The sequence below is a fragment of the Ochrobactrum sp. CGA5 genome, from assembly GCF_006345815.1.
Classification (GTDB): Bacteria; Pseudomonadota; Alphaproteobacteria; order Rhizobiales; family Rhizobiaceae; genus Brucella.
In genome coordinates, this window is the sequence record NZ_VCIG01000038.1 from 87,125 (window position 1) to 110,967 (window position 23,843).

Here is a 23,843-nt window from a genome sequence, read left to right on the forward strand (position 1 = left end):
GACAGCCCAACATTCTGCTTTGCTCACTTAATTCCCTACCGAGCTGACTTCACTGGAACGCCGTCTCATAGAAGCTGCGGAGCTTGCGCGAATGCAGCCGCTCATCCGGCATGGCCGCAATCTTTTCCATTGCGCGAATACCGATGCGCAGATGTTGCGCCACCTGTCGCTTGTAGAACTCTGTCGCCATGCCGGGCAGTTTCAGTTCGCCATGCAGCGGCTTGTCGGAAACACAGAGCAAAGTGCCGTAAGGTACGCGGAAACGGAAACCATTGGCCGCAATTGTCGCTGATTCCATATCAAGCGCGACAGCGCGCGCCTGCGAAAGGCGCTGCACCGGGCCGCGCTGGTCACGCAGTTCCCAGTTGCGATTGTCGATTGTTGCGACTGTACCGGTACGCATGATCTGTTTCAGATCATACCCTTCAAGACCGGTGATTTCTTCAACCGCTTCTTCCAGTGCCACCTGAATTTCGGCAAGCGCTGGCAACGGCACCCAGACCGGCAAATCGTCATCAAGGACGTGGTCTTCACGCATATAGGCGTGTGCCAGGACATAATCGCCGAGCTGCTGGCTGTTGCGCAAGCCAGCACAGTGACCGAGCATCAACCATGCGTGAGGGCGAAGCACTGCAATATGGTCGGTTATGGTCTTGGCGTTGGACGGTCCCACGCCAATATTGACCATCGTGATCCCCGAGTGGTCGGCCCGTTGCAGGTGGTAGGCCGGCATTTGCGGCAGGCGGGGCAGAGGGTTGCCGCTGCTTGGCTCGGTCTCGCCGGCACGGGTGATCAGGTTGCCCGGTTCCACGAACTGTTCATAACCGCCGCCGCCTTCTGCCATCAATTCGCGGGCATAAGCGCAGAATTCGTCCATATAGAACTGGTAATTGGTGAATAGCACAAAGTTTTGGAAATGGGCCGGGCTTGTCGCCGTGTAGTGTGCCAATCGGTGTAGCGAGTAATCAACGCGCTGCGCTGTGAAAGGTGCAAGCGGCATCGGTTCCCCAGGAGCAGGCTCAAAATCAGCATTGACGATCTTGTCGTCCGTTGCGGCCAGATCGGGCACGTCGAAGAGGTCACGCAGCGGATGGGTGAAGGCATTGGCGACGGATGCCTCGACATACGTGCCTTCCTTGAAGGCAAAATGGATGGGGATCGGTGTCGAGGATTCTTTCACTGTCACGCTCACACCATGATTGCGCATCAGGAGGCGAATCTGCTCGTTCAGATAATGGTCGAACAGGTCGGGCCGCGTGATGTTTGCGGAATAATCACCGGGCGTCGAGACATGGCCATAAGCCAATCGTGAATCCACATGCGCGAAGCTGGACGTGGACAAACAGATTTCGGGATAATAAGCGCGATAGCGCTGCGGAGGTACTTCGCCGCGCGCAACCTTCTCGAATGCGTCGCGCAGGAAGGCCGTATTGCGATCATAGAGCTTTTGCAGGGCGGCAACCGCCGCACCGGCGTCGTTGAAAACCTCAGGGTCAACAGTCGGAGGTGTTTTGATCTCGGTCAGAAATGGATGTTCGATTCGCTGTGTCATGGCCTAGTATAGCAAAGTCTATGACTGTGACATGACCCAGTTTATGCGGCGCGCTGCAAGCTCACGTAAAGTACGAGGCCAATGCCGCTCATCTGGGAATGCTGACCAATCTGCGTATAGGCAAAGGTCGCTGCCGGACCGGTGAAGATGGCAGTGAAGACGAACACCCGAAATGCCATCACGGCAAGGATTCTGTTTCTTTTCATGGCAGTTCTCCAGCGTGCTTTTGAGTGATTTCCGCGACAGGGCCGATCACTGGTTGGTCCCGGTAGACGTTGTACCTCTGGTCAACGAAAATGCTGGCGACTGCGGCAAAGCCGGCGATCATTAGACAAACAATTGTGAAACGACGAAGCATACCGCTTGATCCCCAAAGCCGTTCTCATTTCTGTTCTCCCTTGCCAATTTAGCGATGCCTCCTGAACCGTCTCTGAGGGTGTCGTTCATGCGGCGTTCAAAAATATTGATGTTTGGTTTATTGCGGCGCATGGCCCTTGTGCCTGCCTGAAAGGGTCTTATGTTTCCCATCATTGGAATGCGGGAACACGTCCCGCGCAACTTCAGGATCAGCGGGAGAGAGCCCATGGCCGAACAGACCAAACCCATCGAACTGTACTATTGGCCCACACCAAATGGCTTCAAGATCAGCATCATGCTGGAAGAACTGGGCGTTCCTTACGAGGTCAAGTATATCAATATCGGCAAAGGCGATCAGTTCCAGCCGGATTTTCTGAAGATTGCTCCAAATAACCGTATGCCCGCGATCATCGATCCAGAAGGGCCGGGCGGCGAACCAATTTCGGTGTTCGAGTCTGGCGCTATCTTGCAATATCTCGGGCGGAAGTTCGGGAAATTTTACCCAACCGACGAGCGCAAGCGCGTCGCTGTGGACGAATGGCTGATGTGGCAGATGGGGGGGCTCGGCCCAATGTCAGGACAGGCTGGGCATTTCCGTATCTATGCTCAGGAGAAAATTCAGTACGGCATCGACCGCTATACCAACGAAGTCAACCGTCTCTACGGTGTCCTGAATAGGCAGTTGGAGGGCAAAGAGTATATTGCAGGCGAATATTCAATTGCTGACATGGCCTCCATTGGCTGGATCAATGCCTACAAGAACTATGATCAGAATCTTGATGACTTCCCGAACTTGAAGCGCTGGCATGAGACGATGAATGCGCGCCCGGCGGTACAGCGCGGTCTCGTGGTCGGTAAAGAAGAGCGTGAACAGGCAAATGCGTCCGTAAACAAGGAAGAGGAACGCAAGATACTTTTCGGCCAGAAGGCACGCTGAACAAGTGATGAACGAAAGGGCGAGCCTCGGGTCGCCCTTTTTGATTTCAAAACGCCGGATATTACTGCCGCGTCAGGCTTTCACTCTTGCAGATCAAGCCTCCCATCACGCAGCCTGACAGCTTGAGCGTGTTGCCTTGGACAGTTGCTTTGCCCAAATAGGTTTTACCCTCGTCTAGCTTTTTAACTTCACCTTCATAGTTGCCGCCAGCACCTGACATCTTGCCAATCGATTTGCCCTTATATTCGCCAGTCTGCACTGTGCCGCAGAAAGTATCCTCGCTACAGGCCGCATAGCTGATGATGGTGCCGTTCGGGCGCTTCCATTTGCCGACGATCCCTTCTTCGGCGAGGGCGGGGGCGGCAAAAGTGGCTGTAAGCGTCATTCCAAGAATAAGTGTGCGGATCATTCTTTTCTCCCAAATCGCCGTCGGCCCCGGCATTGCCGGTCGCAACGATGAAACCGCTGTGATGCGCTCTCAAGTTTGAGGTGGGGCCTCCTAGACCACTCATCAAACTTACGCAAACGTAAGCGTAAACCAGTTCTCGAAGAAGCGGAAGAGGGTATTTGTGTCTCGTCGAGCGCCCTGAAAGCTGCCCTTTTTTCACGCAGGTTCGCATTCGAACGTTGTCTATAGTTAGCAACTGGTTTCGTTCAATCATGCGGATTTGAATCGAATTTTTGCGAAAGTTCAGCAATCAGCGGCACTTGCATGTTTAACAAAATCCCAAGTTTACCCCTTGTTTGGATTTTGTTGGTTGCCTGTTAAGCATCTGGTTTAACGCGCATTTCAATCCTTTCCCGTAGATTTGAAAACATGAACGGAACGACAGAGACGGCAGTTTCATAGCAACCAAATCAAGCTTTGAAATAAAGACCGGACGGTTCTCGGGATTTAACAGGGACAAAAGAATATGGCGCAGTTTCAGAGCTTTACGAATAAGAACAACGCAAGCGCACAGGATCGCATTCTTCTGGAAATGGGCATGAAATTTGCCATCGGTCGCGATTGCGAGATCGATGTGGTGCAAGCCCACAAATGGCTGAATATCGCCGCTATACGCGGCAACGAGAAGGCCGCCCGTATGCGTAATCAAGTGGCTGCCACGATGAGCAAGGGCGAATTGGCAGCGGCGCTGCGCGGCGCACGCGAGTGGATGACCGCCCACTGAGCGACAAACAGTCGTTGTGAAAAAAGCCGCCTATAAGGCGGCTTTTTTTCTCAGCTTATACCGAGATACCGACCCGGTTTGTGATTGATTGCAATGATGAGATTCATGGCAACCGCGCCGGCCAAAGATAGCACCATATTCGCCCAAGGGATAAAGAACAGAGAGAGCATCATGATCACGATATCAAGGCCAAGCTGAAACCAGCCAGCCCTTACCCCATAAGCATCCTGCAAATAGAGTGCCAATATGTTGACGCCGCCGACACCGGAGCGATGTCGGAAGAGTGCAAGTACGCCCATGCCCATCAAAGTGCCGCCCATGAGCGCGGCGAAAAGCGGATTAACGCTTGAAAAATCGACGCTCAAAGGCATTAGTCGCGCGAAACCCGACATCATGGCAACTGCGACGAAGGTTCTGATCGTAAAAGCCCAGCCCATTCTGCGCACGGCGAAATAATAGAATGGCAGATTAATCAGGAAATACAGCAAGCCGAATTCCGTGCTTGTTGCATACTGGATGAGAAGCGCGATGCCGGCAGTGCTGCCAGTCATCAGCATGGCTTGGCTGTAAAGCGTAATCCCGAGCGCAATGAAGGATGTTCCGATCAGCATCGCCAACGCATCTTCATAAAGGCGGTGGCGGTCGAATGCGGTAGGTTTCGGTGTGTCAATCAGCGGGGCGGCGTTATCAGTGATATCGGCCACTTGGAAGCTCCAGAACAGCGGGAAGCCGATAGACCGGCATAAAAGTTTACGGCGCCGGAATGAGTTCCGACGTGATATGCATTCGTGTTGCGCAGGCGGTTGAGCATAGCGCGCAGCGTAACGTCTTGGGAGACGATTGAATATAACAGCCATTTCGTTGGTGCGCACGGCTCGAAATATTGTTATTTTGTGGTCGTCTTTGGAGATTTATCGAAATTGGAAAGGCTGATTGTTTTACTTTATTTCGCGCGCCATTTGCGCGAGGAAACGCTTTACGTCCTTTGGACGACGCAAGTGGTGCTTCGCTAGATGCTGAGGTGCCTTTTCCAGAAATGCCAGTGCGCGAATACGGCCGTCCTTGTGATAACCTGCCACCCATTTCAGGAAATCCCAGTCGAAACGTTCTACGCATCCTTCAGCCATGTCTGGGCGCGAGCGTCCGTAATGGATTGCTGTTCTTTTGATCACGCGCCATAGACGACGTATGGTCGATATATCGAGAAAAACAAGCATATCTGCCCGCGAGGCTCGGTAATCCATAGTTTCGCTATGATTTCCCTCGAATATCCATCTGTCCTGATTTGCGACCTCACTGGCGAGACGCCCGATTTCGTCGCGCGAGCGCATCTTCCAACCAGGCTGCCAGTAGAGCATATCGATATGAATGACCGGTAGACCGGTGATATCGCTGAGCGCACGCGCGAGGCTTGACTTCCCCGAACCGGCGCCGCCAATGATCATGATCCGCCTTGTCATATGCATCGCTCCGGATTTTAACTCTTTTCGAATAAAAAGCGGACATGAGGGGAGAAGTACTATAACGTTACTTCATGGCACCTGCATGACCATAACGAGCAAAGAAAGCCCGTTAGAAAATTTGTATTGGGGCCTGAGGTAATATTGACCAAATGATTGACAGTCAACTTTGTGAAGCGCAAGGTCGACGTATAAGCAGAACGGACCAGAGCAACGATGACATCTACCGTTCTTCTATATTAGCAAGATCGCAAGGTGCAAGACATACCAAGCGATCGAAACGGCTGCATTTGACAGGGAGCAACAAGATGTCCATTCGATCCATCACAGCAATAACCGGCACAGCTATCATCATGAGTGCGGCAGCGTTAGCATTTTCATCGCCTGCCAGCGCGCTGACGATGAAGGAATGTAGCGCAAAGTATCAGTCGGCCAAAGACGCTGGTACGCTCGGCAACATGAAGTGGAATGATTTCCGCAAGGCGCAATGCGGAGACGATGCAGATGCCGCCGCAGCCCCGGCACCCGCAGCTCCAGCCAAAAAGGAAGCCAAGAGTGCTGCCGCTCCCGCAGCGGATGAAAGCGCCAAGGGCCTGACGATGAAGCAGTGCAGTGCTAAGTATCAGGCGGCGAAGGACGCTGGCACAGACAATGGCGCGAAGTGGAATGATTTCCGCAAGGCCGAGTGTGGTCCGGGCGCTGACCCGGTGGCGCTTAGTACAGACGGCAACTCCGAACCTGCGGCACCGACAGTTGCTGCGCCGAAGGGTGTGAAGTTCCCGACCGCCGTTTCGGCAAAGTATTCCAACGAATCCGCCGGTAAGGCTCGTATGCACACCTGCCTTGAGCAGTACCATGCCCTGAAGGATGCCAATGCGCTGGGCGGACTGAAGTGGGTGCAGAAGGGCGGTGGTTATTACAGCCTCTGCAATGCACGCCTGAAGGGCAACTCCTGATCCGATCAGGGTGACCTTTAAGAGAAGGGGCCTCTTGGCCCCTTTTTATTTGGCTCCTGAAAACCAACCGGTGACAGCAACCGCAAGCCAACCGAGAATCATCAACGATCCACCAGTTGGTGCAGCCAAGGGAAACAGTCGGTCGCCGGTCAAGTCGCGCATGAAGAGATCGCCGCAAAACAAGGCTAGGCCGACGACAAGCAATGTGCCGGCGAGATAGGCAGTGCGGCTACTCGGTACGATGAGCGAAAGTACCAAAAATGCGGGTGCATGGCCGAGAAGCAGCGGGGCAATGCTGCCCAGATGATTCTGTCCGCCATGGGCGGCGCCCGCATAAGCTGCGATCGCCAGCGCGCCGCACAGCCCGGCAAGTGTACTGAATAGAATGTTTTGAGATCGGCGATATGATTGCATCTACCTCTATGGCTCCACCGCTCAGGCAGTTTCACGAATCGTTGCTTGCTTACGGGCATCCTCTAAAGCTGCAGGTAGGGCTGCTTCAAAAAGATCGAGCTGTTCATCAATACCGACGCTCACACGAATACAGCGGTCAAGAACGGGGGCGCCGGGCTTACGCACGAAGACGTCACGCGCTATCAAGCCGTTAAGAACTGCCGTGGCGAATGCTCCGTCTTCACCGCAATCAATAGCCACAAAATTGGTTGCAGAGGGGATGGCTGCAAGGCCATTTGCTGTAGCGATTGCCGCAATGCGGTCTCGCCCGGCTATAATTTTGGCTACAACGTCGTGCAGGTAAGCCTGATCCTTGAGGGCGGCTATCGCTGCCGCCTGCGCCAGTCGGTTCACCGCAAAATGATCGCGAATCTTATCAAACGACTTGATGGCTTCGGGGCTGCCAACCACGTAACCGCACCGGATTCCCGCTAGGCCGTAGGCTTTGGAGAAAGTACGCATCCGTAAAATATTCGGTCGGGCGGTTTCGAATCGCGGAAAGGCAGAGGCGGGCCCCGTTTCGCAATAGGCCTCATCCAGAACGAGCATCGTAGTTTCAGGGACCTCTTCAATGAAAGACTGGATATCCGTCCCCTCATGCCAGCTTCCCATCGGATTATCCGGATTTGCTAGATATAGGATTGCAGCCTTGTGCTTGCGTGCTGCGTCGAGCAAGCCGTCGAGGTCTGATCTGTCGTTGATATAAGGAACAGTAGCAAGTTTCCCGCCATAACCTGCAACGTGATAATTAAAGGTCGGGTAGCCACCCAGCGAGTTGATGACACTATCACCTTTCTGGACATACTGCCGGACTACCAGCCCGAGCAATGCATCGACACCGGCCCCCGGCATGATGTTTTCAGGTTTCACGCCATGGTGTGCTGCAATGGTCTGACGCAACTCGTAGTTTTCAGGGTCGCCATACTTCCAGATATCAGTCGCTTCCGTCCGAATGGCTTCAAGAACTGATGGCGCCGGACCAAAACTGCTCTCATTGGCACCGATTCGTGCTTTGAAAAGCCTACCGCGCTGCAACTCTAATGTTTCGGGTCCGGTGAAGGGGACGGTAGATGGCAAGCTTGCGACGAGCGGTGTAAGGCGCGGCGATCCCATGGCGATTTCCAGTCGTTTCTCAGTCCAGCACAATATGATGAGGACAAATCGAAGGGGTGAATAACGCCGTCAGTCACCTATGCCTGTCCTGCATGGAAAGGCATAGCAACTTGTATGCACCCTTGCTATCACAATGATTCCGCGTCAGTTGAGTAAGGCGAACGAATATTCTGACATACCGCCGTTAAGCGATCCAGACGTTGGGCTATGCGGAATATAATTTCCGGGCCTGCGCTCGAATGTCGACGAACATTATAACCGCAGCCATGCTTTGATGATGCTAGCTTTGAAGTCCCGTGCGTGAACCTACCGCAGTCGCATTTAATCTGAATAACCAGACGAGAGTGCTAGAGCATTTCCTGCTTTGATTGAATGATTGGAAATGCTCTATCATCCTAGATTCTACGCATGTCTCTATTCCAAAATCGGTTCAACTTCCCCCGAACCGGTTTCAGTGGACCTCGAGCACCTTCACGCATGAGTCGAGATCGTGTGTCGCAAGGTGAGCATAGCGCATGGTCATTTGCAGGGTCTGATGTCCCAGCCACATTTGAACACGACGAATATCGATTCCGCCGCGAACCAGACGAGATGCACAGGTATGACGGAGAATGTGCGGAACAACCTGGTCGTCTGTGCCAAGGCCAACTTCCATCTTTGCTTCGTTCCAGATCTGGCGAAACCGGACCTGGTTGAGCATCGAGAAGGGGCCTTTAAGCTTTTCATGTGGAACATGAGCTGCCTTGCGGGCACGGCGGGTAAGAGGGACCGTACGGCTGCGATTTGACTTGGTAAGCCAGAACGTAACTCGCTGATCCTGAATGTCGTTCCAGGTTACCCCGATTGCCTCGCCGAGGCGACAGCCTGTGTCGACGAGAAACAGGGAAAGCCGGTAACTATCTTCACAGCGCGACTTGATCGCCGCGAACAGACGCTTTTCTTCCTCATACTCAAGGAATCGAATGCGTCCTACACGCTCCTTCTGCCGGACGAATTCCGGTAGATTGAAGATATCTCCCATCTTGTGCGCCTTTCGCAGCAGCTTGCTCAGTGCAGCCATCTTTCTATTGATGGTTGCATTGCTGTTGCCGCGCTCACGGAGCGAACCGATGACGGAGTCGAGCATTTCCTGATCGAAACCTGAAAAGCGTTCACCTTTCAAAATCTCGTCTATTTCGCCGAGAAACGACTTCACGTTATACTTGTGTGACCCGTCATCCCACAGGATGTTGATATACTTCCCCGTCAGTTCCGCCACCGAAAATTGTTCGACAAGCCGGTGGTTTGGACTCTTGTTGGATGTGTACTTTAAGTTGTAGTCGACTATAGGTGCGAACTTGTCGCCCATGTCGATCTTCGTTTCCCCAACGACGATCATTGCACGCCCCCCTTTGATATATGAGACGCACAACTAATGGAATAGTTCTCGGAACACAAGATAAGTGAGCTAACTTTATGCGGAGACATGATTGGACCTTTCTAAAAGACCATGTTTGCCCCCATCTTCTGTCGTCCCCGTTACTCCCCTCGGTTTCTGATCCTTTCGAATTCCCCATTCTACAAAGATCAAAATTCACGCATCTGTGAGCTGTTTCTCAAATAGATGTGCGCCAACGGTTTCCCGTTGGCGCCTTTTGCTTGAGCGTCGATCTTATTAGAACGAACGCTGGAAGCGGATCATGCCCTGGAAAGCATCTTTGCCGACCAAGCCAGCTTCACGTACCGGATGATCGTCATCCCACTTGGTGTAGGAAACTTCTGGCGTGATCGTGAAGCCAGGAACCAGCTGGTAAGCCACGTTTGCGGTAACTGCGGTCTTGCCCCAGTCTTCGTAAGCTGCCTGCAGGTTGAAAGTTGCCTTTTCGGTAGCCTTGTACTTCAGGCCACCCCAAACAGCCCAATCACCACCCCAAGAACCGTAGTTCTGATCGGTCGTTTCAGCGGAAGCGTAACCGCCCTGAACCCAGATGGAGAACTGATCAGTGATGTTGACGTCACCGCGAACCTTGGCTGCCCACTCTTCGATAACAGAGTCATAGGCTGCAACTGCTGCGATCGAGCCCCAGCCACCAGCATACTTCAGACCGCCAACGATGTGCGGAACATAGTCGGTGATCAGGTGATCGTTGCCGCCCTGTTCGAGAGCGATCACAGCCGAGAAGCCATTACCACCGGTAAAGGTGTACGAAATCTTGCCCGTGCGGTATGCGCCAACGTCCACCACGTCATCGTTAATGACGTCGCCAAGGTAACCGGTGAAGGTCTGGAACTCAGACTCATCGATGCCAACCCGCAGACCGCCAAGCTGAATGTAGGCGAACTGAACATAGCTGCTATCGCTTGCCGCGCCATAGGTCTCGAACTCTTCATCGTCATTGGAGAGACCGAGATAGTTGAAACGAAGCTCGGTGTAGGTCTTCAGGGTACCAAGTTCAGTTTCAGAGCCCGTGCTAAAACGCAGAGCAAAACGAGCAGACTTATCCCAGCCACCGCGTTCAGCGCCAGTGTAGGCGTCGTCACCGCCCTTTACGTCGTAACGAACATAGCCATGGATACGCAGGCAGGTTTCGGTGCCCGGGATGTAGAAGTAGCCAGCGCCGTAAGCATCGCAGACGCGGACATATTCAACGGCTTCTGGCTCTGGCGCGACGATTGCGTCGGCAGCCTGAGCGCCGGAAGCTGCAACCAGAGCTGCAGCGGAGCCAAGGAGAAGGCTCTTGATGTTCATTTCTGACCTCCAGTCAAGAGTCGGAGGTTCTAGAGATAAGTGAATATTTTCAAATACTTGGATGGACGACCAACGCAGCATCAGAAAAGTCAGGAAACTGGAAGTCAGTCCGATACATGTCGGACAGGGTGCGACAACGCAACGAATCGCAGTTGGCTAGCCAAACTGGAACTGTATTTCTTGAACGGATTTGCTTGGAAGAAATGGCGGAGAGGATGGGATTCGAACCCACGAGACCCTTATGAGGTCTACTCCCTTAGCAGGGGAGCGCCTTCGACCACTCGGCCACCTCTCCGGTAAGGGCGAGATAGCCGGTACGCTTTGTCATTTCAAGCGAATTGCGCGCCAACTGGTAATTTTTCCTGCGAATTATCGCACTTTATATATACGCGATCTGAAATATAGCAGGAATCAGAGGCTTTCACGGAAAGCCGCGGAGACCATTTCGCAGATATATAAGGCCGGAGATTCGCCTTGAATTCAACCAATGTGGCGGTTCGCGATGGTACTTTGACATATTCTGAGTCCGGAGCAGGTCAATTTACAGATTCGCATGCCGGAAGCAGTGTCGATGTCAAATATCGCGTATTTTCAAGCGTTAAGACCCGTTAATTCGCCTTTACTCATGTTAATAAGCTGTAAATGAGTTACCTGGAAACGGGCAATTTCGTGTCTTTTCTGCAACAACCCTCCCTCATAGAAGCACGAGAAAGGTTGGGAGAGTGCATTCGATGTTGAAACGAGAAAGCGGGCGAGTATCTTCACATCCAGAAGAAGGAGCGCTTCGGGGCGACTTTTTCAAAAGGGGATGGGGACAGGTTGTCCTTCAGCCAAATCAGAATGCCCAGACCCATTTTTAACTTTGACTGGAGGTCAGAAATGAACATCAAGAGCCTTCTCCTTGGCTCCGCTGCAGCTCTGGTTGCAGCTTCCGGCGCTCAGGCTGCCGACGCAATCGTCGCGCCAGAGCCAGAAGCCGTTGAATATGTCCGCGTCTGCGATGCTTACGGCGCTGGCTACTTCTACATCCCGGGCACCGAAACCTGCCTGCGTATCCATGGCTATGTTCGTTACGACGCCAAGGGTGGCGATCGCGTTTATGCCCGTACGGCTAGCGACATTGATCGTGACACCTGGGGCAAGAACGCCCGTGCGACGCTCCGTTTCTCGACCGCTTCGGAAACCGAACTCGGCACTCTGAAGACCTACACCGAACTGCGTTACAACTGGAACGGCGGTGGCGACGGCGAAGAAGACGCATACGGTTCGAGCGAAAACAGCTCGCTGCGTTACGCTTACATCCAACTCGGCGGTCTGCGCGTTGGTCTTGATGAATCGGCCTTCGTGACCTTCCCTGGTTACCTCGGCAACGTCATCAATGACGACGTGATCCTCGCCGGCGGCTATCGCACCAACCTCATCAGCTACACCTTCACCGGCGGCAACGGCTTCTCGGCCATCCTGTCGTTCGAAGAAGGCGGCAATGGCGACGCTGACGTTGACGTTACGCTCAAGGACTACATGCCGCATGTTGTTGGCGGCCTGAAGTACGCTGGCGGCTGGGGCTCGATCGCTGCAGTTGCGGCTTATGACGCCCGTAACGAAGAGTGGGCCGGCAAGGTTCGCGGCGACGTAAACATCACGGATCGTTTCTCGGTCTGGGTAATGGGTGGTTACAAGTCCAATGACGACCATTACGCTATCGCCAACGGTGAATCCTACCGCGTAATCGACTCGTTCTACGGCACCTGGGGCGGCGACTGGGCTGTCTGGGGTGGCGCTGCGTTCAAGGCAACCGAAAAGGCTACCTTCAACTTGCAGCTCGCTTACGATGACTCCGAAACCTTCGAAGCAACTGCAAACGTTGCTTACCAGTTGGTTCCTGGTTTCACCATTACGCCGGAAGTTACCTACGTACAGTGGAACGACAAGAACACCAGCCTCGACGGCAAGGATGCTTTCCAGGGCATGGTTCGCTTCCAGCGCTCGTTCTAATCCTTTTGGGATTGTTCAAAGAGAACCCGGCAGCGTCGCTGCCGGGTTTTTTGTTTGCGGATTTTCATAGCTGCGATCTTGCTTTCGCCGGAAACTCGGTCTTTGTACGAATAGAGAACAGCATGTATTTTGCCGTTTCATATTCGATGATTACCAGCCTGGGGATGCTACGACATGTTCAAATGGTTTTGGCCCGGAGTGACCTGGACCGCAGCGCTGACGGCGCTTGCGCTCTGGTTCGGTGCCGATCGGGTGGAGACGGATATCGCGACGCGCGCCGGCGAAGCACTGGCTCCATATATCTGGACGGGCTTCGATGTGGACGGTCGTGATGTGACGCTTAAGGGCATAGCGCCCAATCCTGAGGCTCGGTCCGCCGCAAAAGCAGCACTGGATCAGGTGAGAGGGATTCGGGAAATCATCGATCTGACGAGTGTCCTCCCGCTCGTGTCGCCCTACGCTCTAAAGATCAAAAAGAGCGCAGACGGAATCATTTTGTCTGGTTCCGTTCCAGATAATGATGCCAGAGACCGTATCATGGCGGCGGCTGAAAGTGCTTCTCCCGGCATTCCGCTAGATGACGAGATGGCCGTAAGCCGTGGCAGTCCGGTGAGCTTTGTGGATTCGGTGGTGTTTGCGTTGCAGCTTCTATCGGGTCTGCGGGAAGGGGAAATTGAGATTTCAGATCTCAACATCTCTGTCAAAGGCACGCCAGAAGACGATAACAGCTATCAAAAGATAGAATCCCAGTTGAACGCCCCGCTTCCGTTCGCTCTGAAGAAAGGGCGGGTGGCGATCGGCACCCCCTAGCTTCGACAGCAAGGAAGGTTGACCGGATTTGGAGTTCTGCCCCCAGTCAGTTTTCTGTTCGGAATTGACAGCCTGCCTGTTCGGGTCTTTCCTTTCCCTTTATGAGTAGGCATAGCGGATCATATGTTCCGTTCCCGTAACAGAAAGCGGACCTGGCAATGCTCTATTTAGCCATATCGTTTTGGCCTGTTCTGGTCGCGGCGGTTCTGATCGGCGCTGGCGTGGGTTGGCTGACCGCTTTGAAGTAGTGGCAGCACATTGAGGGCAGGGAAAGTTGACGGCGGATGCGGTCGTCGGGCTTGAGTAATTTGGAGTACGAGGAAACTATATGCCGTTGCTGATTGTTCAACTGGCTGTTCTTGTCGCCATCGCTTTTGTTGTCGGCTGTCTTTTAGGCCGCTTCGCAAGACGTAGAAGCGCGGTGGTTTCGGACCATGAACGCACAATCATAGCCGCAGCACACGCTACGTTGCCTGCCGATGCGAAGCCGGAAGCCGCCAAAGAGGCCGAAGCACAGGCTAAAGCAGAGGAACCCAGGGCTTCATTCCAGCCAAGCGAGCGGCAAAAAACTGAGGTGAAGGCTGTGCCAGAGGCGGAAGTGGTCGGAACCTGGCCTTCGCAGGCTGAAAAGCCGGATGCCAAGATAGAACCGGTTTGCGATCCGGGCCGTCCAGAGCTTCTGGAAGCTGCACGCTTTGGAAAGCCAGATGACCTGACGGTTATAAATGGTATCGGTAGGGCGGTTCAGCGGTTGCTCAATGAAATCGGCGTGTTTCACTACGACCAGATTGCCGGTTGGAACGAAGACGAATCGCGATGGATCGAGCGAAACATAGGATTCCCGCGCCGTGTGGAGCGTGAAGGTTGGATTGGGCAATCCATCATGCTGATTGATGCAGCGAACAGGACCAGCGTAAAGAAAGCGGCAAAAACCCGAAAAGCAGCCACTAAACCAAAATCGCGACGGACAAGAAAAGCAGGCGAATAGCCTGCTTTTTTCATTTTAGAGCGGTCTTCCCAAAATGGGGACCGCTCTAGCGCCGACCGTAAATCAGATCGGTCTGAATATCGGCGCTACCAGTTAAGCGGGCTTTGTAGACCTCGTAGTTTTCCATTACGCGCTGAACATAGTTCCGTGTTTCTGAATATGGGATGCGTTCGATCCAATCCACAACCTGATCGATGGGCTTGCCACGTGGATCACCATATTTCTCGACCCATTCCGATGCCCGGCGGGGTCCCGCATTGTAACCAGCGAAGGTAAGTACGTAAGACCCGTTGAAACGGTCAAGCTGCTCACCGAGAAAATGCGCGCCAAGCGTTGCGTTATAGCCTGCGTCACTCGTGAGGCGCGGTGCGGAGAAGCTCATACCGTTGCGGCTAGCGACGCTTTTGGCCGTTGCGGGCATAAGCTGCAGCAGACCACGCGCGCCAGCTTTTGAAACCGCACCGACGTTGAATTCACTTTCCTGCCGCGCAATAGCATAGGCAAGGGCTTTGCCCGAGCCGCTTATATTGGCAGTGGCGGGAATCGCGCCGAGCGGATGCGACAGAGCACCCACATCGAGGCCGCGCAGCGCAGCATTCTTGCCGACGCGCAGCGCCAGATAGTGATTCTCGTTGCGCTCGGCCATGACCGCAAGCAGGGCCAGTTCACCGACGCTGTCCAGTTCCTGTGATAGTTGGTTGTAGAGCGTCGTCGCGCGACTGCTGTATCCGACTTGTTCCAATCGCTTGATGGCCTGTACGGCGGGGCGCCCCGCAAACCGAGCACGATCCGCTTCAGTAGGTCGTGGATAGATAAGCTCTGGTGCCTTTTCGCTCAGCTTGGCCGCTGAAAGCTGTCCGTAAAATGTCGTGCCGAAATGAGCGGAGCGACGATAATAGTCACGCGCATTGCCGCCTGCACCGGCTTCAGCCGACCGTCCCAGCCAGTAGAAGGCGCGAGAAGCGGAAATCGGACGTGAGGAGATTTCTGCGATTTTCGCAAAATGCGGTGCGGCCGCCTTCGGCTGGTTCAGAGCACGAAGCGCATACCATCCAGCATGGAATTCCGCTTCTGCGGCCATTGTAGGTGATTCGGCTGCATGAGCCGAAACCAGCTTGTAGGCGAGTTGCGGTTTGCCAAGGTCGAGCAGTTCCCGTGACAGGATACGGCGCTCGACCCACCAGGCGTCTGGATCGATAAGTGCTGATGCCTGACGGGGCGCATTGAGCATAAGGTTCGCCGCCTCGTTATAGCGTTCGGCGCGACGCAGATAGCGAATTTTCAGGAACTGATAGGCTGCATTGCCTTGCCATGTGCGGTCGACGTCCGCTATCGCTCTCGCTGCGTTCGGAGATTTTTGTGCGACGGCCGCAAAGGCATTGTAGAGCGATTGGGCCTGCGCAGGCCCTGCGAGCAGCTTTGCGGACTGCATGCGGTCATTGTAGAGAGAGTTCAGAATACGGCGTTGATGGTCCTCGCGAGTCAGAACGCCCGAAAACTCCTTCAGAATTGTTCGCTCATCATCGGCGGAAAGCCGCTGTTTGGCCCACCAAGGCGAGAGCAATCCGTGTGCTCTGCTTGCGTTGCCGGTGCTGACATAGGCACGGGCGAGCAGGATCATACCCTCAGTGGTCTGCGGACGCGTTTTGCCGAATGTAGCGATTACGGTTGCCGCCGCGGGGTTTTCCTTGAAGAGGGCGCGTTCTGAGTTGCGACGCAGAACCGACATTCCAGGCCAACCACGCAAATCCGATGCCGCTTTAGCAATCTCTGTGCTTGAGACACCAGCGAGACCGGACGTGGCTATTGCCCAGGTCAAAATCTGACGGTCGAGCGAGCCGTGGGGCATAGCGTTGCGAAATGCGATCGCACTTGCCGCGTCACGAGCGGAAAGGGCATCAAGCCCGCTTTTCAGTGTTCCGCCAATTGCTGCCGGATTTTCCATGCGGCTGACCGCCGACGTCATGATCGGGTCGGGCGCGGCGGGGCGAGGTTTCGGCGTCACCAGGTTCATTGGCGACTGGTGTGTCGTTGTCGGCGCAAAGGGACGTGCAAGTGGCGTTGGCACATCAGTTGGCAGCGAAGACTGGGCGAGAGAAATCATTGGCTGCAAGGCAACCGCAACAATGCAGCTCGTGAGGAGGGCTTTTCTTTTCAAGGATATCGCTGCGGTTTGTTTTGACATTGGCTAACTAGAACAAAGACTTGGTTGATACGCAATATGTTGTTTAAATCCGGCTTTTCTTAGCCCGGCATTAGAGCGGCGGTATTCGACAATGAGGATAAGCTCAAGGAGTGAAATCATCCTTAATAAAGCCTTATCGTGTGTCGCTGTATGGAGTTTGGCGGGGCAGATCTCCAATGTTTCCGAAGGCAATTCGACGAATAGCCGGTGAAGCATGGACGATGCTGCATTTTTTGCCGCAAAACTGCCGTATTCCGCTTGTTTTGCCAGCGTACCCCGCTTGCTCCACTCGTGCTGCAAGACTATTGTGCAACGCCTCAACCCGATCAGAAGCAAGGGTAACCCAAGCTGATCCGTGGAATGAGGTCCAGTCTTTCTTTTTTCAGGAGTTCACTAATGCTGAAGGGCTCAATTACCGCGCTTGTCACGCCATTCGATTCCGAAGGAGCGTTCGACGAGAAAGCCTTTCGCGCATTTGTAAACTGGCAGATCGAAGAAGGCACCAAAGGTCTGGTTCCGGTCGGCACGACTGGCGAAACGCCGACCCTGTCGCATGACGAGCACAAGCGCGTTATTGAGGTTTGTATCGAGGTTGCGGCAGGCCGTGTTCCTGTGATTGCCGGTGCGGGCTCCAACAATACGGTCGAAGCGATCGAACTGGCACAGCATGCCGAAAAGGCTGGTGCTGATGCTGTTCTCGTCGTCACGCCTTATTACAACAAGCCGAACCAACGCGGCCTTTACGAGCATTTCTCGCGCGTGGCACGTTCCATCTCAATTCCGCTCATCATCTACAATATTCCCGGCCGTTCGGTCATCGACATGACACCGGAAACGATGGGCGCTCTCGTTCGCGACCACAAGAATATTGTGGGCGTCAAGGATGCGACCGGCAAGATCGAGCGCGTATCGGAACAACGAGCAACGTGTGGAAAGGAATTTATCCAACTTTCCGGCGAAGATGCCACTGCCTTGGGTTTCAACGCCCATGGCGGGGTAGGGTGCATTTCGGTGACGTCCAACATCGCGCCACGTCTATGTGCCGAATTCCAGGATGCATGTCAGGCTGGCGATTTTGCCAGGGCGCTCGAGCTTCAGGATCGTCTCATGCCGCTGCATAAGGCGCTCTTCATCGAACCGAATCCGTCGGGTCCGAAGTATGCGCTGTCGCGGCTTGGTCGCGTGGAAAACGTGCTGCGTTCGCCTATGGTGACCGTAGAAGCAGCCACAGCAGAGAAAATTGATCAGGCCATGAAACATGCGGGCCTGGTCAACTGACCTGTCAATTTTAGTGCTTTCGCCAATTTTTACGCTCCCGTAGCTTCGGGAGCGTTTTCATTTCAGGCATTGCACATTATATGGTGCCATCATGAACAAGCCGAAGAATTCTCCCGTGCGCAAGATCATCGCGGAAAACCGCAAGGCGCGCTTCAACTTTGAAATTCTTGATACACTCGAAGCCGGTCTCGTCCTGACAGGCACCGAGGTCAAGTCGCTGCGCGCCAATCAATCCAACATAGCGGAAAGCTATGCGAGCTTTGAGAATGGCGAATTTTGGCTCATCAATTCCTATATCCCAGAATATACGCAGGGCAATCGTTTCAATCATGAGCCGCGGCGCTTGCGCAAACTGCTCATCAGCAAGCGTGAAATGTCGCGCCTGTTCAACTCTGTATCCCGCGATGGGATGACCGTGGTGCCGTTGAAGCTCTACTTCAATGACAGAGGACGGGCCAAGCTGGAATTGGCATTGGCGCGAGGCAAAAAGACTCATGACAAGCGCGAGACGGAAAAGAAACGCGACTGGAATCGCGAAAAGGCTCGCTTGATGCGGGATAAGGGATGAATATCTGCAAAGAAAAGAGCGCCTTAGGCGCTCTTTTGATTCAGATAATCGCGTACATTTCGGAATACGGTGCGGAACATCGCATCCGTCAGTCGCCCGGTATTCGTGTTATAGCGTGAGCAGTGATAGCTGGAAAAAATGCGCAGGCTGCCGATGTCACTCGCCCGGTCGTGACCGAACGGATGTCGCGCAACCGGCGCGCCAAGGGCGCGCACCGTGGATTGGTGCGCAATCGTTCCCAGCGTGACAATTGCCTGCAGATTCTGAAACCGGGTCAGCATCGGCGACAGGAACTGCCGGCAATTGTTGACCTCAGAGCCGATGGGTTTGTTTTCCGGTGGTACGCAGCGCACCGCATTGACGATACAGGCATCCACCAGGCGCAAACTATCGTCGGGACGCGCTTCAAACTTACCGGTAGCAAATCCAAACTCACACAGCGTGCTGTAGAGAAGGTCGCCAGCATAATCGCCGGTAAACGGTCGCCCGGTCCTGTTGGCGCCACGTAAACCCGGCGCCAGCCCCACAATCAGGAGCCGGACATCGTCATCATGTACGGGCAGAAACGGTGGAACCGGTGAATTATGCCACAATGGTTCCTTGCGACGCCATTCCTGTAGGAATGCGTGCAGCCTCGGACAGATATCGCAATTGGGAGATGGTTCGGAAATCATGCCTCTGCATGAACCGGGACGACGACGGCGTCAATAGCTGTCGTCGAGATCATCATCCTGGCGGCGCGGTGCGCGTTCAGACGGGTCGCGACCAATCTCAGCCTTGAGTGAGACCAGATCGATGAAATGGTCTGCCTGGCGGCGCAGTTCATCAGAGATCATGGCAGGCTGGGTAGTGAGAGTCGAGACGACCGAAACCTTGCGGCCCTTGCGCTGAAGAGCTTCGGCAAGCGAACGGAAATCCCCGTCACCAGAGAAAATAACAAAATGGTCGACTGTATCGGTGAGCTGCATCGCATCGACTGTCAGCTCGATATCCATATTGCCCTTCACCTTGCGGCGTCCGGTAGAATCCGTGAATTCCTTGGCAGCCTTGGTGACGACCTTATAGCCGTTATAATCCAGCCAGTCGATCAAAGGGCGTATTGAGGAATATTCCTGATCTTCAACGAGAGCAGTATAATAATATGCACGGAGCAGATAGCCACGCTTCTGAAACGCCTTTAAGAGCTTCCGATAATCAATATCGAACCCCAGCGTTTTGGAGGCGGCGTATAAATTGGCGCCGTCAATAAAAAGGGCAATCTTTTCACGAGAATCGAACATCGTGCAATATATCCACTCTACGGCCGGGCGGGAGTGGACCGACGACCGCTTATTCAGTTTGTTTTCTTAACGGCGGGTGGTAACAAATTTTACCAGTGCGTTTATTGCCTTCTAAGGACATATTACAGAAAAACAAGCAACCATTGGTTGTTATTTGGCCGAACTAAATTACTCATACGGGATTCCCGCCTCTATAATCGGTGGCCGAATTACAAAATATTGTGCCATTTCGACACGCCGCCGTGTTTTATGCGGCGAATCCATGAACTTGACGTTCTTTTGGCAGATTTGACGAAGCGAGGCACGAGCAATTCCGCTTTTGCTTGTAATTTGGCTCCACAAGCGTTATGTGGAGAAAAATCCATTAAAGTTCGAGAAATGAAAGGGACCGCGCATGGCCCGCGTCACTGTTGAGGACTGCGTAGATAAGGTCGAGAACCGGTTTGAACTGGTTCTGCTGGCTGGTCACCGTGCTCGCCAAATTTCCCAGGGTGCACAGATCACCATCGACCGCGACAATGACAAGAATCCTGTTGTTGCTCTGCGCGAAATCGCCGACGAAACCCTCTCGCCGGACGATCTGAAGGAAGATCTCATCCATTCGCTGCAGAAGCACGTGGAAGTCGACGAGCCGGAAGCCGCTGCACCGGCACAGATTACGTCTTCTTCGGAAGAAGTTGCCGAAGGCATTGCAGATGCTGCCGAAGAAGACGTAGTTGCTTTCGACCGTATGTCGGAAGAAGAGCTGCTTGCGGGTATCGAAGGACTCGTTGCACCGGAGAAAAACGACGACTTCTGATCGTCGTTTGAACCAATTCTCTTTTGCATGCGCTGCGACTGCCCGGTCGCGGCGCATGTTTTTATTGGCTGATCAACCGTGCAGGCCGCCCTGTCGCGTAGGTTTTTATATGCTCGTAAACGTCGTGTAGAAGGCATCGATGACGGGCGATTTCTGCAGGAAATTAATATTGTCAGCAGAAAATCGAGCCTAAACGTCGAGAACTATTCGATTTTCAGCGATTTTGGGTCACAATGCCCGGTATGGTTCCAAGTATCGGTTTGAATGGGAGTTCTTGTAGATGATGCGCCAATATGAGCTTGTGGAGCGTGTACAGCGATACAAGCCTGACGTGAACGAGGCGCTTCTCAACAAGGCATATGTTTATGCCATGCAAAAGCATGGCAGCCAGAAGCGCGCTTCGGGCGACCCTTATTTTTCCCATCCACTCGAGGTCGCGGCGATCCTCACCGATATGCATCTCGACGAAGCGACGATTGCCATCGCGCTCCTGCACGACACGATCGAAGACACGACGGCCACCCGGCAGGAAATCGATCAGCTCTTCGGTCCTGAAATCGGCAAGCTCGTCGAAGGACTGACAAAGCTCAAGAAGCTCGACCTTGTTTCTAAGAAGGCGGTGCAGGCTGAAAACCTTCGCAAGCTGCTGCTAGCCATCTCCGAAGACGTGCGCGTTCTTCTGGTCAAGCTTGCTGACCGTTTGCACAATATGCGTACGCTGGGCGTGATGCGGGAAGACAAACGTCTGCGCATCGCAGAGGAAACCATGGATATCTATGCGCCGCTCGCGGGCCGCATGGGTATGCAGGATATGCGCGAAGAGCTGGAAGAACTGGCCTTCCGTTATATCAATCCAGATGCATGGCGGGCCGTGACGGATCGCCTGGCCGAGCTTCTGGAGAAAAACCGGGGCCTGTTGCAGAAAATCGAAAAGGACTTGTCCGAAATTTTCGAGAAACACGGCATCAAGGCCAGTGTGAAGAGCCGTCAGAAGAAGGCGTGGTCGGTTTTCCGTAAGATGGAAACTAAGGGCCTGTCATTCGAGCAGCTTTCCGATATTTTCGGCTTCCGCGTGATGGTCGATACGTTACAGGACTGCTATCGGGCACTCGGTCTTATTCATACGACATGGTCGATGGTTCCGGGACGGTTCAAGGATTATATTTCCACGCCCAAGCAGAACGATTACCGGTCAATCCATACCACGATCATTGGTCCGTCGCGGCAGCGTATCGAGCTGCAGATCCGTACGCGAGAAATGGACGAGATAGCGGAGTTCGGCGTTGCCGCGCACTCGATCTACAAGGATCGTGGCAGCGCCAACAATCCGCACAAGATTTCCACCGAAACCAATGCTTATGCCTGGTTGCGCCAGACGATAGAGCAGCTTTCCGAAGGCGATAATCCAGAAGAGTTTCTCGAACACACCAAGCTTGAGCTCTTTCAGGATCAGGTCTTCTGCTTCACGCCGAAGGGGCGTCTCATCGCCTTGCCTCGTGGCGCGACGCCGATCGATTTCGCCTATGCGGTTCACACCGATATCGGCGATAGCTGCGTGGGCGCGAAGGTCAACGGGCGTATCATGCCGCTGATGACCGAACTGAAGAACGGCGATGAAGTGGACATCATCCGTTCCAAGGCGCAGGTTCCGCCCGCAGCCTGGGAGTCACTTGTCGCGACCGGCAAGGCCCGCGCTGCCATCAGACGTGCAACACGTTCGGCCGTCCGCAAACAATATTCCGGGCTTGGCATGCGTATTCTGGAACGCGCTTTTGAACGTGCCGGGAAGCCGTTCAGTAAGGATATTCTCAAGCCGGGACTTCCGCGTCTGGCGCGTAAGGATGTGGAGGACGTGCTGGCGGCAGTCGGGAGGGGTGAGCTGCCATCAACCGACGTGGTCAAGGCAGTCTATCCAGACTATCAGGATACCCGCGTCACCTCGCAGAACAGTCCCGCCAAGACTGGCGAAAAGGGCTGGTTTAACATTCAGAATGCCGCCGGCATGATCTTCAAGGTGCCTGAAGGTAGCGAGGATGCTACGAACGGTGAAGCCGGGGCTGTGCCGAAGCCCGGGAAAAAGGCCCTGCCGATTCGCGGCACCAATTCAGACCTGCCTGTGCGCTTTGCCCCGGAAGGGGCCGTGCCTGGAGATCGTATCGTCGGTATCCTCCAACCGGGCGCGGGTATCACGATCTATCCGATCCAGTCGCCTGCGCTGACGGCCTATGACGATCAACCGGAACGCTGGATTGACGTGCGTTGGGACATTGACGAGCAGATGAGCGAGCGTTTCCCGGCACGCATCAGCGTATCGGCTATCAATTCGCCCGGTTCGCTGGCGGAGATAGCGCAGATTGTGGCGGCCAACGATGCCAATATTCACAATCTTTCCATGGTGCGAACTGCCCCGGATTTCACCGAGATGATTATCGATGTCGAGGTTTGGGACCTCAAGCATCTCAACCGTATCATTTCCCAATTGAAAGAAAGCGCAAGCGTCAGTGGCGCAAAACGCGTGAACGGATAGGACTAAGATGAATACCGAAGATGTGCTTGCCGTCTTCCGCGAAGCGGGAGCTATCCTTGAAGGACACTTTATTCTGACCTCAGGCTTGCGCAGCCCTGTCTTCCTCCAAAAGGCCCGGGTTTTCATGCATGCCGACAAGACGGAAAAGCTCTGCAAAGCGCTCGCTGAGAAAATCAAGGTGGCAAATCTGGGCACCATCGATTACGTGGTCGGACCGGCGATTGGCGGTCTGATTCCTTCCTATGAAACCTCGCGTCATTTGCATGTCCCTTCCGTCTGGGTGGAGCGTGAAAATGGTGTGTTCCGTTTGCGCCGATTCGACGTTCCGAAGGGCGCGCGGGTCGTTATCGTGGAAGATATCGTCACGACGGGACTTTCCATTCGTGAAACAATCGACTGCATGAAGGACCTCGGCATCGAAGTCGTGGCTGCCGCCTGCATTGTTGACCGTTCAGCGGGCAAGGCTGATGTCGGCACGAAGCTGATTTCGCTCGCAGAATATGAAGTTCCAGCCTACTCTGTAGATAAATTGCCGCCGGAGCTTGCTGCAATTCCGGCTGTAAAGCCGGGTAGCCGCAACATTTGACCAAGCAGGACTGAGGCTTTCAACACGCAGTGGGGGAGGCATGCACCCCTGCGGCGAAATTCCGCTTTGCGGGATGCGTTTTAGTTGCCTATTTTAGGA

At 54.0% G+C, this 23,843-nt stretch carries 24 protein-coding genes and 1 tRNA gene; 11 read left to right on the forward strand and 14 right to left on the reverse strand.

What is annotated here, in order from left to right:
• Positions 1–49: 49 nt before the first annotated feature.
• From FJQ48_RS13285 to FJQ48_RS22415, 3 genes are all read right to left on the reverse strand, one after another.
• Positions 50–1,552 (reverse strand): AMP nucleosidase, encoded by a 1,503-nt coding sequence (locus FJQ48_RS13285; RefSeq protein ID WP_139975500.1) that lies wholly within the window; start codon positions 1,550–1,552, stop codon positions 50–52.
• Between the two features lie 41 nt (positions 1,553–1,593).
• Positions 1,594–1,758: a hypothetical protein gene (locus tag FJQ48_RS22410; protein ID WP_180350205.1), complete on the reverse strand. Its 165-nt coding sequence runs from the start codon at positions 1,756–1,758 to the stop codon at positions 1,594–1,596.
• 121 nt (positions 1,759–1,879) lie between these two features.
• Complete coding sequence (locus FJQ48_RS22415) at positions 1,880–2,041, reverse strand: hypothetical protein (RefSeq protein WP_180350206.1); 162 nt, start codon at positions 2,039–2,041, stop codon at positions 1,880–1,882.
• Positions 2,042–2,135: 94 nt separating this feature from the next.
• On the opposite strand from FJQ48_RS22415, the gene FJQ48_RS13290 reads away from it, so the two are divergent.
• Positions 2,136–2,846 carry a glutathione binding-like protein gene (locus FJQ48_RS13290; protein ID WP_139975501.1) on the forward strand — a complete coding sequence of 237 codons (711 nt, stop codon included), beginning with the start codon at positions 2,136–2,138 and terminating at the stop codon, positions 2,844–2,846.
• A gap of 61 nt (positions 2,847–2,907) precedes the next feature.
• Here FJQ48_RS13290 and FJQ48_RS13295 read toward each other — a convergent pair whose 3' ends face one another.
• Positions 2,908–3,255 carry a DUF2147 domain-containing protein gene (locus tag FJQ48_RS13295; RefSeq protein ID WP_139975502.1) on the reverse strand — a complete coding sequence of 116 codons (348 nt, stop codon included), beginning with the start codon at positions 3,253–3,255 and terminating at the stop codon, positions 2,908–2,910.
• Positions 3,256–3,760: 505 nt separating this feature from the next.
• Here FJQ48_RS13295 and FJQ48_RS13300 point away from each other — a divergent pair.
• Positions 3,761–4,018 carry a sel1 repeat family protein gene (locus FJQ48_RS13300; RefSeq protein WP_139975503.1) on the forward strand — a complete coding sequence of 86 codons (258 nt, stop codon included), beginning with the start codon at positions 3,761–3,763 and terminating at the stop codon, positions 4,016–4,018.
• Positions 4,019–4,068: 50 nt separating this feature from the next.
• On the opposite strand, the gene FJQ48_RS13305 is transcribed toward FJQ48_RS13300, so the two are convergent.
• Both FJQ48_RS13305 and FJQ48_RS13310 read right to left on the reverse strand, forming a co-directional pair.
• Positions 4,069–4,722, reverse strand: a complete 654-nt coding sequence (locus FJQ48_RS13305; protein WP_139975504.1) for a YitT family protein — start codon at positions 4,720–4,722, stop codon at positions 4,069–4,071.
• A gap of 234 nt (positions 4,723–4,956) precedes the next feature.
• Complete coding sequence (locus FJQ48_RS13310) at positions 4,957–5,478, reverse strand: DNA topology modulation protein FlaR (RefSeq protein WP_139975505.1); 522 nt, start codon at positions 5,476–5,478, stop codon at positions 4,957–4,959.
• A gap of 308 nt (positions 5,479–5,786) precedes the next feature.
• On the opposite strand from FJQ48_RS13310, the gene FJQ48_RS13315 reads away from it, so the two are divergent.
• Positions 5,787–6,434 (forward strand): antifreeze protein, encoded by a 648-nt coding sequence (locus FJQ48_RS13315; protein WP_139975506.1) that lies wholly within the window; start codon positions 5,787–5,789, stop codon positions 6,432–6,434.
• A 45-nt stretch (positions 6,435–6,479) separates the two neighbouring features.
• Here the strand turns inward: FJQ48_RS13315 and FJQ48_RS13320 are convergent, their stop codons facing one another.
• The 5 genes from FJQ48_RS13320 to FJQ48_RS13340 form a co-directional block, all read right to left on the reverse strand.
• A complete protein-coding gene (locus FJQ48_RS13320; RefSeq protein WP_139975507.1) occupies positions 6,480–6,848 on the reverse strand; it encodes a DUF423 domain-containing protein in 369 nt (122 codons plus the stop codon).
• 21 nt (positions 6,849–6,869) lie between these two features.
• On the reverse strand, positions 6,870–8,000 hold the full coding sequence (locus FJQ48_RS13325; RefSeq protein ID WP_139975508.1) for a pyridoxal phosphate-dependent aminotransferase: 1,131 nt from the start codon (positions 7,998–8,000) through the stop codon (positions 6,870–6,872).
• A 451-nt stretch (positions 8,001–8,451) separates the two neighbouring features.
• Positions 8,452–9,378: a site-specific integrase gene (locus tag FJQ48_RS13330; RefSeq protein ID WP_139975509.1), complete on the reverse strand. Its 927-nt coding sequence runs from the start codon at positions 9,376–9,378 to the stop codon at positions 8,452–8,454.
• A 276-nt stretch (positions 9,379–9,654) separates the two neighbouring features.
• Positions 9,655–10,728, reverse strand: coding sequence for a porin (locus FJQ48_RS13335; RefSeq protein WP_139975510.1), 1,074 nt, complete (start codon positions 10,726–10,728; stop codon positions 9,655–9,657).
• 204 nt (positions 10,729–10,932) lie between these two features.
• A tRNA-Ser gene (locus FJQ48_RS13340) sits at positions 10,933–11,023 on the reverse strand.
• Between the two features lie 584 nt (positions 11,024–11,607).
• Between FJQ48_RS13340 and FJQ48_RS13345 the strand changes: the two genes are divergently transcribed.
• The 3 genes from FJQ48_RS13345 to FJQ48_RS13355 all read left to right on the forward strand — a co-directional run bounded on the left by FJQ48_RS13345 (position 11,608) and on the right by FJQ48_RS13355 (position 14,521).
• Positions 11,608–12,723, forward strand: coding sequence for a porin (locus FJQ48_RS13345; RefSeq protein WP_139975511.1), 1,116 nt, complete (start codon positions 11,608–11,610; stop codon positions 12,721–12,723).
• A 174-nt stretch (positions 12,724–12,897) separates the two neighbouring features.
• A complete protein-coding gene (locus FJQ48_RS13350) occupies positions 12,898–13,533 on the forward strand; it encodes a BON domain-containing protein (RefSeq protein WP_139975512.1) in 636 nt (211 codons plus the stop codon).
• A 328-nt stretch (positions 13,534–13,861) separates the two neighbouring features.
• Complete coding sequence (locus FJQ48_RS13355) at positions 13,862–14,521, forward strand: 50S ribosomal protein L21 (protein WP_139975513.1); 660 nt, start codon at positions 13,862–13,864, stop codon at positions 14,519–14,521.
• A gap of 46 nt (positions 14,522–14,567) precedes the next feature.
• Here the strand turns inward: FJQ48_RS13355 and FJQ48_RS13360 are convergent, their stop codons facing one another.
• Entirely contained in the window at positions 14,568–16,625 is a 2,058-nt protein-coding gene (locus tag FJQ48_RS13360; protein WP_139976286.1) for a lytic transglycosylase domain-containing protein, read from the reverse strand.
• Positions 16,626–17,102: 477 nt separating this feature from the next.
• Here FJQ48_RS13360 and dapA point away from each other — a divergent pair, with 477 nt between their 5' ends.
• Both dapA and smpB read left to right on the forward strand, forming a co-directional pair.
• The gene (gene dapA, locus FJQ48_RS13365; protein ID WP_139975514.1) at positions 17,103–17,984 is read left to right on the forward strand and encodes a 4-hydroxy-tetrahydrodipicolinate synthase; all 882 of its coding nucleotides are present in this window, start codon (positions 17,103–17,105) and stop codon (positions 17,982–17,984) included.
• 91 nt (positions 17,985–18,075) lie between these two features.
• Complete coding sequence (gene smpB, locus FJQ48_RS13370) at positions 18,076–18,552, forward strand: SsrA-binding protein SmpB (RefSeq protein WP_010661627.1); 477 nt, start codon at positions 18,076–18,078, stop codon at positions 18,550–18,552.
• 23 nt (positions 18,553–18,575) lie between these two features.
• Here smpB and FJQ48_RS13375 read toward each other — a convergent pair whose 3' ends face one another.
• On the reverse strand, positions 18,576–19,226 hold the full coding sequence (locus FJQ48_RS13375; RefSeq protein WP_139975515.1) for a uracil-DNA glycosylase: 651 nt from the start codon (positions 19,224–19,226) through the stop codon (positions 18,576–18,578).
• Between the two features lie 30 nt (positions 19,227–19,256).
• Positions 19,257–19,832 (reverse strand): NYN domain-containing protein, encoded by a 576-nt coding sequence (locus FJQ48_RS13380; RefSeq protein ID WP_012092419.1) that lies wholly within the window; start codon positions 19,830–19,832, stop codon positions 19,257–19,259.
• Positions 19,833–20,226: 394 nt separating this feature from the next.
• Here FJQ48_RS13380 and rpoZ point away from each other — a divergent pair, with 394 nt between their 5' ends.
• The 3 genes from rpoZ (at position 20,227) to pyrE (ending at position 23,744) form a co-directional block, all read left to right on the forward strand.
• Positions 20,227–20,631 carry a DNA-directed RNA polymerase subunit omega gene (gene rpoZ / locus FJQ48_RS13385; protein WP_061347279.1) on the forward strand — a complete coding sequence of 135 codons (405 nt, stop codon included), beginning with the start codon at positions 20,227–20,229 and terminating at the stop codon, positions 20,629–20,631.
• A gap of 280 nt (positions 20,632–20,911) precedes the next feature.
• Positions 20,912–23,158 carry a bifunctional (p)ppGpp synthetase/guanosine-3',5'-bis(diphosphate) 3'-pyrophosphohydrolase gene (locus FJQ48_RS13390; protein ID WP_139975516.1) on the forward strand — a complete coding sequence of 749 codons (2,247 nt, stop codon included), beginning with the start codon at positions 20,912–20,914 and terminating at the stop codon, positions 23,156–23,158.
• Between the two features lie 7 nt (positions 23,159–23,165).
• Positions 23,166–23,744 (forward strand): orotate phosphoribosyltransferase, encoded by a 579-nt coding sequence (pyrE, locus tag FJQ48_RS13395; RefSeq protein ID WP_139975517.1) that lies wholly within the window; start codon positions 23,166–23,168, stop codon positions 23,742–23,744.
• Positions 23,745–23,843 lie beyond the last annotated feature (99 nt).